Annotated in this window: 4 protein-coding genes and 1 tRNA gene; all 5 read left to right on the top strand. The window is 37.8% G+C overall.

Translation table 11 applies throughout. The annotated features are described in order from the left end of the window. Positions 1-183 precede the first annotated feature (183 nt). The 5 genes from AC52CF_RS21970 (at position 184) to AC52CF_RS21950 (ending at position 15,088) form a co-directional block, all read left to right on the top strand. Positions 184-257, top strand: a tRNA-Asn gene (locus AC52CF_RS21970). 898 nt (positions 258-1,155) lie between these two features. Further along, the gene (locus tag AC52CF_RS21965) at positions 1,156-3,012 is read left to right on the top strand and encodes a DUF8202 domain-containing protein (RefSeq protein WP_214587665.1); all 1,857 of its coding nucleotides are present in this window, start codon (positions 1,156-1,158) and stop codon (positions 3,010-3,012) included. Between the two features lie 14 nt (positions 3,013-3,026). Next, the gene (locus AC52CF_RS21960; protein WP_496517688.1) at positions 3,027-13,403 is read left to right on the top strand and encodes an RHS repeat-associated core domain-containing protein; all 10,377 of its coding nucleotides are present in this window, start codon (positions 3,027-3,029) and stop codon (positions 13,401-13,403) included. 6 nt (positions 13,404-13,409) lie between these two features. Then, positions 13,410-13,760 carry a hypothetical protein gene (locus AC52CF_RS21955; protein WP_496517687.1) on the top strand — a complete coding sequence of 117 codons (351 nt, stop codon included), beginning with the start codon at positions 13,410-13,412 and terminating at the stop codon, positions 13,758-13,760. 116 nt (positions 13,761-13,876) lie between these two features. After that, entirely contained in the window at positions 13,877-15,088 is a 1,212-nt protein-coding gene (locus tag AC52CF_RS21950) for an RHS repeat domain-containing protein (RefSeq protein ID WP_496517686.1), read from the top strand. Positions 15,089-15,091 lie beyond the last annotated feature (3 nt).

Genomic DNA, 15,091 nt, shown 5'->3' with positions numbered 1-15,091 from the left:
CTCTTTTTTACTGAATTTCACGACAGAAGTTTTGCCTCAACCCTCTATTTTAATTACCTGACATATAATCAAATAACCTTCAAACCACCCATTAACAAAGGAATTTTTTAATTATTTTTAAAATAAAAATTTGCTTGATATTAATATTCCATTTATATTTGCACTACTAAAACAATAGAACATTCCTCCTTAGCTCAGTTGGTTAGAGCATCTGACTGTTAATCAGAGGGTCGCTGGTTCGAGCCCAGCAGGAGGAGCAAAAAGACTTACAGAAATGTAGGTCTTTTTTTTATCCGGTTCATCAAAGGTTTTTACAATTATTTCGGATCAGTATCAAAATCTCGGGACTATGCAAAAAGTTAGCTAATCTGAATAGAAAAAATATTCTGCTTTTTACTCCCCAAGCTCCATTCTAATTAAAAGATTCAGTAGCATTGGTACTTTTTGATCACATACAGTAGAAAAGAAATTCCATATTAATTACCTATCTTTTATCCCAAAAGATATTGTTCCTCAATCTAAAAATACAGACTCCTATATTTCCGAATCTGCAGATGATTACTACAGCCTATGACGGAATTTTTTAAAAAGAAAAAAATAAGGTCATCAGAACTGGTTACAATTGAATGGAAAAGTATTTTAAAATTTCGTTGTAATGATTTCTTTATGATTTTTTCAACATTTTTCAAAAAAATGTATCTTTTATACAATACGTCAAGTTTTGTCGTTTCGGGAGATTAGCTTTGTGAAAGAAAGAAAAAATGATATTTCCGAATATGCGCTTTAACCCAAAAAATAAATATGACGAAACAAAATAACAATGTTTAACATACAAATAAAATCGATCTGGAGAAAAAAAATTATTTAAGATGACTTTAAAATAATCAAAAACAGTATATTAGCTACTTTAAAACTAACATTAAATATGAAAAAAAATTATACAGAGGTCCTTTTTCTGTGCTTCCCTTCGGGTAGTTTCTCAAATACACAACAAAAAATCCCTTGGAAACAGCTTCTGCATTCAACCAGTCTTTTTTCTCAAAAAGAATTTGACTAGTTGTAATAAGCATTTGACCAGTTAGGTCTTTGCACGCGCCCAAGAGAATTGCAAACTTTGAACTAATTTCTATGTATTAACCTGTAAACTTCAGAATCATGAGTAAAATATTAACACTAATAACCTTATTTGTATCTTGTTTCCTGTTTTCCCAAACCACCGTTTTTGGAGGTGTTGCAGGACTTTCTTTCCGCAAAAACAATGTAAAGGATAGTATTGCTCCTACAGACACCTTAACCGGCAGGCTAATGAATTATCATCTGGTAAAAGATCCTGTTCATGGATCATTTTTTAAGAAACTGGACGGAAACCTGAACCAGCCCTCTTTATTTTTTGTAAGCAATAAGTTTGGAGGAACGGATAAAAAGGTCTACGGAAAAATAGGAAGTTCCGTGATCAGCAGTCTGGGGATTGATGATTTTTCAGATACATTAAGGATAAACAGCCCTCAGTTAAGTTCTAAAATCCTGACTTTTACCAAAACCGATACCGGCAAGAAAATTAACCCGATTGTTCTTTTGAATAAAAAAACAGATCCTACCCTTCTTATTCCTGAGATCTTAGTGTTTGATAATAATCTTTCCCCAATTGACAAACAAAAAATAGAAACCTATCTTTCTGTGAAGTATGGTATCACTATAAACGATATTTCAGAAAAAAATTATGTTTCTTATGCAGGCGATATCCTGTGGGATTCCAAAAAAAATAAGAATTACAATTTCAGGATTACAGGCATTGGAAGAGATGATGCTTTTGGTCTTTATCAAAAGCAGTCAAAAAATTCTGAAGATGAACATATTATTATGTCTTTAAATACCTTAAAAGCTACGAATTATCAGAATCCGGAAACTTTAAATCAGGGGACTTTCGTTTTGTGGGGAGATAACAACCAGTCTTTCAGCTTCAAAGAAGCCGATCTCCTTTCCGCACATCCCAAACGGGATATGTTCAGAATGTGGAAAGCACAGATAAAAAATTCAGGAACTCAGACTGTAAAAACATATCTCTATCTTACTCTTTCCGGGCTTTCTCCAAGTGATAAGGTTATATTAAGACTATTTGCCAATGAAAGCAATTATCAGAATGATATTTCTACCGACATTTTAGGAGAGAAAATCGGAGATAAGTATATATTTAAAGATATCATGTGGGACATTGACCATGATGGCACCGAGTATTTTACTTTCAATCTTAAAGATTCCCAGAGCGAGCAGAATATTCAGATGGTGAGTACCTGTAATGATTTGGGTAGTGGAATTGTAAAGGTTTCCGTTCCTTCAGATCTTTTCCCTTTCAGCTATTCTCTAAAAAGCCTGAACAGTAATCAGGTTATTGTAGCTCCAACTTCCGGAACGACCAATCCTATTGTCTTTAATAATCTGTTGCCGGACAATTATAAGCTGATTATACAGAAATCCGGACAAAACGATATTATAAGAACATTTGATCTGGAAGGTATTGTTAACCAGAATATTGACGATCATTATGTGTGGCAGGGAAATCCTATAGAATTGGATCTAAATACAGATTCCTATCAATATGTTCTGACTTCACCGGCAGGTCAGACGACCGGTACCGCTCCTTTCCTGTTAAACGGAACGGGAACCTATCAGCTTAAAATAAAAAACAAACTGGGCTGTGAAGTTAATAAACCGCTTTCTGTATTAACTCAGGCAGATTATAATGCCTTACAGAGTACTTCCTTATTTAAGAAAATCAGCGTGTCTCCTAATCCGTCCCATGACGGAAACCTCACCGTAAAGGTGGAGTTAAAATCCATTAAACCACTTACCATAAAAATATTCAACAGCTTGGGTGTTCTGATTAAACAGGGGCAATATCCTCCTTCAGCAGACTTTACCATTCCAATGAATATTCCTCCTGTTGTTGGTTATTATAATATTAAAATATTTATTCCTGAGGAAGGAAAAGGCGTTAATTTCCTTATTAATTAAAAAACACGAATACCATGAATCATCCTTTAAAAAAATTATTTTCCGGGAACAAAAAACTTGAAATGCTTCCGGTTTTCATACCCATTGTTCTGTCGTTGTGCAGCTGGACTTTTTATACCGTTTCCCACAGAAATACAGAGAGCGAAAGAAATGTAAAGAACCATAAGGAATATGCAAATTCCTTCAAAATAGATTGCGGCTTCTTAAAGCCTTCCCTGAAAGGAGAGAATTTAAAGGCAGGCAAAACTCCAGATCTTACTTCTTTATCCGGAAATAAAAAAGATTCTGCATGGTCAGAAGGCTTTACGGTTAATGCCGGTCGACTCATAACCCCTGCGGGATATCCGGCAGTTCCGTTTACCAATTCAAATCTTGTGAAATCTGGCTTTATCGGTGAGATCGGAAATAAGGATGGTGAAAGAGATGAAGATGCTTCCGATAATATCTTTGATGTGTATCTGGGAAATATACTTCCGGGTAAGTCCTACGCATTAAAGTATGAGGTAGACGGCTATTCAGACATTAATTCAGTCACAAGAAGTATCAACGGGAGCTTTGCAGTCGGGGGATATATAAAATACAAAAAATCCGGATGGAGTGAGGTTTCTGAGAATATAGATGCCGGTCTTCTGAAAAAAGGGAATAATACAGTATTGTTTAATTCTTTAGGAAAAGGAGACTACTATCATATTAAAAATGTAAGAATTGTAGAAAACAAAACGGCTTCGCACAAGGCATATGAAATTGTTTCAAAAGTATACAATGATAAAGTATGCTATATCAGAGGATATGTCAATCCTTCTGCAGGAATTTCGGCTGTTGAAGTTCAGGGAGAAAAGATTGCCCTGAAAGGTAATGAATTTGAATATCTGTCTCTCGGTAAAAAAGAGAATCTTTCAATTCCTGTTGCTTTTATACAGAATAAGGCTTCGGTTTTAGAAGAAAACATTGTTAAAGATATATCAGGAGAGGATCATATTTCTTCCGTAGACTCTTACCGTGATTCAGGAGTTAATCTTATTTATAAAGATGCGTCCAGTATTGTGACGGGATTAAGAACCATTGATCTTCCGCCTTTGGATCTTTCAACAGTGAATGTAAGTTCCGGATATGCCGGTTTTTTTCTCACCAACAAAACGTCCCGGTCTGTAACGGTTCATCTTCCTTATGATAAGGATAAGCTTCCCAAAGGATATAAGGAAGAAGATATTGCTGCCTTTACGTTTGATTATAAACAGAAAAGATGGCTTCAGGCAAATATAGACAGTGTCAATACGGCTAAAAAATATATCGTTCTGCATACTTTGCTGAAACAGGCTCGTTATATAGCAGGAGTATCCAGACAACCGGAAAGCCCGGAAACTGGTGCTTCAGCGCCTACAGGATTTGATGATATGCCTATTGCCAATCCGGGATCGAAGATTAACCTTATTTCTCCGCCTACCCCTAATCAGCAGGGAAGTGCCAATGTACAGTATCCTATAGAAATTCCTGCAGGAATCGGAGGATTCCAGCCAAGCGTATCTCTGGTGTACAACAGTGATAATAAATTTGGATGGGCCGGAACGGGATGGGATATCCCCGTGGAAACCATTGATCTTGATACACGTTGGGGAGTTCCTACATTCAGCAGCACCAATGAATCTGAAATTTATACCATTGCCGGTGAGCAGCTGGTGTTTAAAGATGATTATCTGCCCAACAAGATACCCTATGCAGAAGCAAGAGCAACTGACAGATCTTTTTATTATCGGAATGGGATAAAAGAAGGCTATAAAATTATCCGTAAAGGAAATTCTCCCGGAGCATACACCTGGGAAATCCTTGACGGCAGCGGAACCAAAAAGGAATATCAGGATATATTAACCAATAACCCGGGAAATAATACCTCAGGAAATATTGTTAAATGGTATTTAACCAAAGTTACCGACCGATTCGGGAATACCATAACATATACTTATATCGATACGTATGAAGGAGGAGGAAAGAACAAATATCTTTCCCGAATTGCTTACAGCAATAATACTTTTATTGATTTTGAAAATGAGCCTGGGATAAGACCTGATATGATTATCAATAATAAGCTGGGAGTAAAGTTATCCGATTCCAAAATACTAAGAAAAATTACGGTAAAAAGAGCGAATACGTTAATTAGAGAGTATCAGTTAGATAACGTTCTATTAGGTCAGTTCTCCAAAAGACTTTTAACTGAGATCGTTCAAAAGGATGGCAATGGAAATTTATTCAACAGGCACTTTCTGACTTATGATACGAGAGTTCCTGTATTTGATAAATTTCCTACAAGAGTTTATAATACTCCAAAAGATAATAGTAATGTGGGTTCTTTTTCAGGAGGGAACACCAGTTTTATCGGCGGGAGTTATGCGAAAAATAAAAACATCAGGGGATCTTTAAGCTTTGGATGGGGATTTTGTATTGGTGCTGGAACGAATAAAAAAGGAACGATCGGAATAACGGGAAGTTATGACGACAATAGATCCTACGGTAAAAACCAACTTATCGATCTGAACGGAGACGGATTGCTGGATCAAGCGTTTTATGCTGCTGACGGTACAATAAAATTCAGAAGAAATACGAAATCATCTTTTGGCAGTGTATATTCATCGATAGGGCTTCCAAATGAAACCCCAATCATCCGGCATAATTCATATAATACAACATTGGGCTTGGAGTATTCTTTCAAAAAAGGAGCTGTCGGGTTAAATTATTCATTTGGAAAAACTAATTCTCCAACCTACTTTTCAGATGTCAACGGAGACGGACTGGTTGATATGGTCAACTATGGGGAAGTTTTCTTTGGTAAAATAAGAAACGATGCTCCTCAGTTTAAATCCCAGCCTGCCTCCAGTACTATCAATGTGACAGAAGAAACACCTAATGCCATTCTGGAAGGAAGTCCTGCGGTTATGGATACCATCAGCAGTCCCGGACTTCCTGCATCACAGGCTAATATTGTAAGAATGTGGGAAGCGCCGGTAACAGGAGAAATAGATATTACCCAGTATGTGTCTCTGCTTCAGCAGTCTCCGGATGGAGTGGATGTCTGGATCGAAAAAGGCTCGCTGACAAAGGCAAATGAAGATAACTCAGCATTTATTCCTTCTCCTTCAGCTTCTCTTTCTTCTGTCGTTACCCTGTATAGCCCGGGACAGCCACAATATCTTACGGCATCTACCCACGTGGAAAAGGGACAACGGATTTTTTTAATAGCCTCTTCCAGGGTAGATCCAACAGGAGACAGAATACAATCGGTTACCGGAATCGAGTATACATCCGTGCCGGGAGTTTCTACCTCAGATCTGACGAAGAAAGACGCAAATGGAAATCTTTATTTTAATTTTAATTCTTCAGGTCACTATCTGGCTTCTTCTAAAAAAGATAATGTTATTGGGGATAAAAGCAAAGTAAAAATTACCTGGGGAACCCTTGCTAATGAGACTTTCACAGATGATGTAGATTTTAAAATTTATAAATCGGTGCAGTCTATTTCAGATACAACAGGGGTTATTCCACCCTCCACATTGATTTATCACCAAAGATTGCCAAAAGGAAACAGCCTAAATACAATTACTCCTGCCAATAACCAGATTGCAGGGTATGATATTGCGAATCTTATGGTCAACCAGAATCCGTCAGATTCTACCATGACCATGCTGCGCTTTGATGTTTCAGCAGATACCAATGTTTCGTGGGAAAAGATCAAGTGGAAACCGAAGATGAATATAACATCTGATACTGACACGATTGATGTAAAGGCATTGGTACAATATAATCCTTACTCTGAAAGACTGACGAATAATCTTCCGAAAAATTTTTCAAAGTATAACATCTTTTCTAACTGTAGATTTATTTTGTATCCGAAGTTTACTGGTGGCATCAATCAGCCTCTTACGATTAATCTTCCGGATATGCATAATACGAAAGTTACTTTTTCGCTAAAGATTAATTATTACGGAAACATTCTTACAACAAAAAATACGGTGGATGTTGTTAATAACGTAATGCAGATTCCTTCTGTTAATCTTTGTGATGCCTTAGGAGGATTTATAACAGATTTTTCAAGTATATATTCCCGATCGTTTTATTTTGAAATCAGTTCCCCGGATTATCAGGTTGCTAAGAAATTAGCAGAATTAAATCCCAATATCTATAATTCGAATTTTGATCCGCCTTCTCAGTCTTCAATTTATGCTGATACAGAGCATAAAGCGGATTATTTTGCATACCGGTCAGATAATACCCATTATAATATGAATACGGGATTGGTGTATCAGGGATGGGGTGGTTTTTCTTATAATGGTTCAAGATATCCGGACAGCCCTATTCGGGAAAGTGAATTCAATACCAATCCTTATGGCTCTATGCCACAACCGGGAGGATCTTCTCCATGTAACCCATCGGCAGCGGATTATTATACCTGTATGACTAATTATATTATTCAGCAGAATAACAACCGATATTTTACGCCATTGCAGCTGGATGCGGATAAATATGCTTATGTTTCTCCTCTTGAGTCGGTAGAACTTACGGGAGATATTCAACAGCCTTATTCATTAGGACTGATTGCGGACAGCACATCAATTATTCATAATCCGGTATATGCCGTTCCTAATCCTCGAGGAATTATTCTCCGTTCAAAATCAGATGCCTTCCATGCCTATGTTGCAGGATCTATTGTTCCGTGGCTGGGGATTAGCGGACATGCAGGATATTCCACAGAAAAGACAGCAGATTATTTCCAGGATTTTAATGGAGACCAGTATCCTGATGTTATTTCAGGAGGCTTTTTCCAGAAAACCAATAATCTGGGACAGTTGTCTGCCGTGTCAGGTATTGATAAAAAAGAAATTAAAAATAAAGGATATATTTTGGGGGCAGGACTTTCGGCTTCGCCTTCTGTTGGTAAATTCAGTAATACAACTGATGTCTTTTTCTACGTAGGCGGTGAAAAAGATATGCATACCGGTTCCTCCTCTTTCGCTTTGGGTGTAGGCGCAAATCTAACCATAGGAAGAGCCTGGGGACAAGGTAACGGAGTCTGGGCGGATATGAATGGAGACAGCCTGATCGATTATATTTCAGGAGGTAATGTTTATCTTAACAATGGCAATGGTTTTTCGTATGATCCTTATGGATGGAATGTTGCTGATGTTTCCAAAGGAGATTCATTTGCCGTTTCCGGAGGAGGCGGATTTAGTATGGCTAACGGAAGCTGGGCAGGGGGTATAGGTCTTTCGAAATCCAGTTCAACCGCTAAAATAGGAATCATTGATGTTAATGGTGACGGACTTGCCGATAAAATTGTAAAAAATGGCAATACGTACGAAATTTGGATAAATAACGGAACGTCATTTATTTCACCGGAGAATTTTAATAAGGACTTCAGTCTTAGTAATAAACAGAATTCTTCAGGATCCAACTTTTTCGGAACGTTATGTGCGTGTCTTGGACTAAAAATATGTTTATCAGGAGGCTTCAGTAAAGATAAATCCGTCAATAAGCAGGAAGTGGATTTACGGGATTTTGACGGGGATGGTTATCCGGATTTGCTTATTTCTGATGCAGATACAAACTTAACCTATTATCATAACAATTTAGCAAAAGCCAATTTATTGGTTCGTATTGACAATCCTCTTCAGGGAGCAGTAGAAATAAATTACGACTATACAAATGAAAGCAACAGCCTGAATACTATGGTAGGGGGTACCTATCAGATGCCTTTTTCCAAGACGGTAATGACGGGTGTAAGTATCTGGAATTTCAGACCATTAGATACAACGTTACCTGCTCCGGCCGGAGTTAATGATCCTCAGAAAGTAAAACCAAGAGAAAAATTTGGGTTTGAATACGAGGCAGGTGTTCATGACAGAAGGGAAAGAGAGTTTTTAGGATTTGGAATTATAAAGACTAAAGTATTCAATGATCTGGCACTTCATCAGACCCACGTTACCGAATATGAAACGAATTATTATGGAAACGAAAGTGATTTCTATGTTAATTATGACGATACAAAAGTAAGACAGTACTTCTATAAAAAAGGGCTGGTTCGTTCTACTTATCTTTTGGACAGCCAGAACAGAAAACGTTCAGAAACAAAAAATACCTACCGATATTTTGGTCAAAGCTCAACTTCCGGTTACCAGCTTACGGAGAATCAGGCACAACCGCAGTATAAAGATATAGGAAGAATTATTCCTTTATTGTACAAAACAGAGTCTTCTTTTACCGAATATTCGGGAAGTAATAGCCATAGCAAGACAACGATTAAGACCATCGATTCCTATGATAAATACGGAAATGTAACTCAATCTACAGACAGAGGCATATCCATGAGTAATACTTCAGATGATGTGAAGATGAATGTTACTTATCATGCTCCCGGAGTAAAGAATATTGTAGGGGTTCCTTCGGAACAGACCATCACTATAGGAGGACAGGTGGCAAGAAAAAACACGACGGAACTGGATGCTGCTCAAAATATTAAAAAGATTAAGAAGTATCTGGGAACGGAAACCGCAGACTATGATATGGAGTATGATAGCTATGGTAATCTCACCAAGGTTACCCAGCCGGCGTCAATAAATACGCAGCGAATGTTTTACACTTATTCATACGATCCGGTTTATCACACCTATCTGCTGCAGACCACTGATGCCTATGGCTATACATCTTCCACACAATATGATAATAATTATCTGTTTGGGGTTCCGACTGTCGTAACGGATATTAACGGAGTAACTTCGGAGTATAAGTATGACAGCTTCGGAAGACTCACTCAGTACCGTTCACCAATGGATGGAGACTGGACAGTAAAAATGTATTATTATCCATTGGATGTAATGCCGGTAGCAGTTACTGAGAGAAAAGCACCTTCTGTTAACGGGAATACTCCTACAGATAATTATTTCAGCAGCCTTTTCAGTGATGGATGGGGAGCGGGACTAATGATGAAAAAGCTCTTTAAAAAAGAGAACGGAACCTATTATTTTGCCAATAATATCTATCAGATCAAAGACCGTTTGGGAAGACCGATGAAGACCATTATCAGAGATAAAGTTACTACAGGAACTAATATCATGGCTTCTCTAAGGAAATTTGATGATTATCTGACTTCTGAAGATCAGGCAGCGCAGACGTATACAACTACTTCGTATGATGATCTTGATCGTCCTGTGAGTATTATACAGAATAATGTGGTTACCAATAACGGATCGCAAAATCTGGAGACAAAGATTTTCTACGAGTTTGGAGCAGACAGAAACGGGATAACCCAGTTTGCAACAAGATCGCAGAGTCCGTTAGGAAATACCGGCGTATCTTATACTGATGAAAAGGGAAGAACGACTTCAAGCAAACAAACCGGAGGAGGACAGGATATCTGGACAAGCTATGAGTATGATTTATTGGGGCAGTTGGTGAGAATGAAAGATGCCGGTAACAATGATACCAATTATACATACGATATGCTGGGAAGGCAGACTTCTGTTATACAGCCTGATGCAGGTAAATCTACTTTCAAGTATGATTTAAGCGGAAAAATGATTTCTTCTAATAATTTAGTCCTCAATTCTTTGGGACAGCAGGTAAATTACCACTATTATTACGACCAGCTTAAAGAAATAGTGTATCCAACCCATACAGTGTCTTTCGAATATGGTGCGCCTGGAGCAGCAGATTTTGCAGCAGGAAGGCTTATAAAACAGACTGACCGTACAGGAACCCAGGTGTTTAAATATAATATCACAGGTCAGGTGAAAGAGAACACCCGCGTGGTGGTGGCTCCTAATAATGTTCCAAAGATGTTTAAAACATCCTTTGTATATGATCCACTGGGAAGAATTAATAAGATTACCTATCCGGATACCGAAGAAGTTACCTATAATTATAATATGGCAGGTCTTCTGGATAATATCCAGAGCAAGCTGCCGGGAGAAATAAAGCTTCATGGTATTGCTTATTCCATGACTTACAATAACAGGGATCAGATGACCTCTTATCTTGCGGGTAACGGAACGAGAACAGACTATAAGTATGATCCCTGGGGAAGGACAAAAGATCTGGCACTTCTGTATAACAACGGGCCGGATATCCTGAGAAGCCTGTATACTTTCGATGGCAACGGAAATGTATCGAAAATTAATGGAACGACTCCTATGGCGGGCAATTATCCATCTATGGATATTGCTATTGCTACACAAAAAACATATAACTATGATCTGTTCGGAAGGTTAAGTAATGCAGAAATTACGGCTAAAGGAAAGGCAAACACCAAGTACTATAAACTGGATATGGGGTATAATGCTGTAGGAAATATCATGGCTAAAGACCATGGACTGAAAACCTATATAAGTAATAATACGTGCCAGTATCCTCCGAACTTAGGTGAAAAAACAGAATACAAGTATGATAATCCCAATCACCCAAATGCCGTATCATCTATTAGATATGCGAAGTTTGAAAACTTTAATTCCCCGTTAGACTGTGGATCGTCGTTTTCTAATTTGCCGGCAGTATACAGTGAAGAAAACTTCACCTATGACCTTAATGGGAATCTCACCTCTATTACCGAGAACATTCCCGGAGTAATTGCAGGTCCTTACAGAAGCTTATTCTGGGACGAACAGAACAGACTAAAAGCGGTAGTTACACAAAAGCAGAATCTAAACTACTACGTGTATGATGCTGCAGGAGAAAGAATCCTTAAAAACGATGCCGTTTCCAAAAAGCTTTATGTGAACGGAAACAATCCGGATGAAACGACCCAGATGGGATCTTTTATCTATTACCCCAATGGTTATCTTGTTCTGAGTGAAAAAACCATGAGTAAGCATTACTACATGGGAAGCCAAAAAATAGCAACCAGAGTAAGCCGTATTCCGACCCACAGGTTCAAGATTAATTTAGCAGGAGAATATGACGATCTTGCCGTTGCGCTTTCGGAAGAGGTGAACGATATTATTATACAGGCAGGGCTTCCGCAGGGAGTTTGGGTAACCAATGAAGATTCTCAGGGAACCTATACCCCACCCGTTTCAGTGACCAGTGATCCTACGGTATGTTCTTATATTGTGGAACAGCAGATCATGATCTTTGAGGAAGACCATAATGAAGAATGCCATAAGAAACTCGTGGAAATGTACTCCAATGCCCTTGCTGGCGGACAGAATATCTGTGACATGTGGAGCGAGTTTTTACAATCTGAATGTATGAGTACCTATACTCCTCCGGAGCCAACAGACTTTGAAATGTACTGGATTCATCCTGATCATTTGGGCAGTGCTTCGGTTTTGGTAAACAGCGCAGGAAAAGTAACCAACTGGTACGAGTATATGCCGTACGGAGAACTGCTGATGGGAACATCCAATCAGGATTACGATAACCCTTATCGATTTAATGGTAAAGAATTTGATGCTGCAACAGGATATTACTATTATGGTGCAAGATATTACGATCCTAAACGAAGCTTCTGGCTTTCTGTAGATCCGCTGGTAGATATCACGGGTTCACCGTATGCTTATGTCTGGAACGATCCTGTAAACTATGCAGATCCTTCAGGGATGATGGGGGAAAGAGTGGGAGGAGATGGACCGGGAGATCCTAAGAAAAAAAGTTGGGTAAGAAGAGCTTGGGATTATTTGTTTGGACCTAGAGTTTATCACGGATATAAATCTAAGGGTATTGTTACAGTTGGACCAGCCACATCTTGGCATGAACCCGATCAAATCTCTACAATAGGATGCCATGATATGGGTGGGCAGAATCCTTTGTCTTTAGGTTCATCAAAGGATATAAGAGAACTTGTTAATGATACCGGAGATGTTTTAGAACAGGTTGCACACAATATTGCACCAATTAGACCGGCAGATGCCAATGATCCTAAAACATTGGGTGAAGCTTGGGATAATTTTAAGAATGCTCCTGCTAACATTACGAATGTATATACAAATGGTTCAAATAAAGAAAAAGCCGTTGTTACGCTAAGTCTGCTTGCATTAATGAAAGGGAAATCGCCGGCTGTTCCCGGAACAGCATTGGCTGGATTCAATTTATCAAAATATGCAAGGTTCGGAATGTGTATAGAATTTGCTAGTGCATTTGAAAAAGCTTATGGAGGTATTATTAAAGAAATCAATCTCCAAAAAGAAGGATTTAATTTAATTGGTGGACCGGATGGAATTCAACTTAGTAATAATGGTTTACATCGTTTTGTAGAGAAAGTTGTTGATGGAAAAGAATATATTTTTGATAATTTACATACTAAAGGAATTTTGAAAAGTGAATATACAAAAGGATTAGATGCAGTTAATATGCAAAAAGGACAGATTATTTATGGTGAAGCTTTAATGAAAAACGCAAAAATTATAAAATAATAAATTATGATAGAGTCAGAAAAAATTAATCTACCGACATATTTTTTAAATAGACCAGGAGTCTTTCAAATCAGAAATGTTGAAGAATATCGTTTGTTCTTAGAAAGTTATTGTATTGGTAAGCAATTAGACTATTTTCACTTTAGAGTAAAGTTTGATAAATTTTTAATTAATAGTAAAATTGATAATTTGATATATAATGAGGAGACGAATTGTCCTGATTGGGTAACACTTATTAGATTCAAATCTCGTTCTGATGATCGATTATCTTTGAATATATTGAAAAATGAATTAGAAAAGTTTATAGAACAAAACATTAATGATAAGATAATCTCGGAAATTTTCATTGATGTTTAAAACAAGATGAATCGTGAATGTGGTTCCTTGGCAGGCAAGCGTCGCTCGTGTCTCAGTAGATAATCAAACCCACTGCAAAAGCGGTGGGTTTTATACCAAAGCCTATAGAATCTGAAATGTACTGGATCCATCCGGATCATCTGGGTGGGGCATCGGTTTTGGTAAACAGCGCAGGAAAAGTAACCAACTGGTACGAGTATATGCCGTATGGAGAACTGCTGATGGGAACATCCAATCAGGATTATGATAACCCTTACAGATTTAACGGTAAAGAATATGATTCTACAACAGGATACTATTACTATGGCGCAAGATATTACGATCCTAAACGAAGCTTCTGGCTTTCTGTAGATCCGCTGGTGGATATCACGGGATCACCGTATGCTTATGTCTGGAACGATCCTGTAAACTATGCCGATCCTACAGGGATGATGGGGGAAAGAATTGGGGGTGAAGGTCCCGGAGATCCAAAGAAAAGAAGTTTTGTGAGAAGAGCATGGGACTTTTTTACTGGATTGTTTGGAAGAGGAGTTGATAAGGGATATAAATCCAATACCCGGTTGCAAGTAAATAATAGGTTGGAAGTTGGCATTCCTACCAAAATGTCTGAACAGGATTATCAGAATACTTCTTGGGATGAAGGAAATACACATTACCAACAGGTTAGTCAGAATACTTTATTAACTTCCAAAATAGGTGGTTGGCATGAAAGAGGGAAATATGAATTTATTCTACCACAAAATATTGGAGGATGGAGCCAAGACAACACTGCTTCCGATGGCTTAATTTATAAAGGATGTTTATCTTGTCACGCAGATAATGGAGCATTTACTTACGCAGTGAAAAATTCTTCTACAGCGGGTATTGGGAAAAGTGTAGGGTTAGTAACACAATTTATTTTACAGACATATTTATTTACTCCGCTAAATGCGGGTATAAATGATGAAGCTATTATTATAGGGAATGGGGGAGAATATGTTTCACCTATGAATATTGTTAGAGAAGTTAGAGAAAATGAAAGCATTGCTGACTTAATAAGTTTTTGTCAAAATAGGACTTTGACTACGGGTGTTGAACATGCTGTTGTAAAACTTGGTCCAAATAGTATTGCTCCTGGAGAAAAGGTTATAGTAAGTGGAGGACCACATGGTATACAATTCAAATTAGGGGAAGTATCTTTGATTTATGGACATACACATCCTTATGTAACAGGACCAAGTGTAGGTGACTTTAATGCGTTAAGAAGTTTAAATCAGAGTAAGCAATATATTTTTGAAGGATTTAATCCTAAACCACTAATGATTCGAAAACCTATTGAAAAACCTTAATTT

It is taken from the genome of Chryseobacterium sp. 2P (genome assembly GCF_059579425.1).
Note: the sequence above shows the minus strand (reverse complement) of the source record. Positions and strands in the feature narration are given on the sequence as shown.

Excerpts from the sequence above, each read along its gene's own strand:
- AC52CF_RS21950 (WP_496517686.1), top strand. The coding sequence starts at position 13,877 with ATGTACTGGATCCATCCGGATCATCTGGGTGGGGCATCGGTTTTGGTA.
- AC52CF_RS21965 (WP_214587665.1), top strand. The coding sequence starts at position 1,156 with ATGAGTAAAATATTAACACTAATAACCTTATTTGTATCTTGTTTCCTG.
- AC52CF_RS21960 (WP_496517688.1), top strand. The coding sequence starts at position 3,027 with ATGAATCATCCTTTAAAAAAATTATTTTCCGGGAACAAAAAACTTGAA.
- AC52CF_RS21955 (WP_496517687.1), top strand. The coding sequence starts at position 13,410 with ATGATAGAGTCAGAAAAAATTAATCTACCGACATATTTTTTAAATAGA.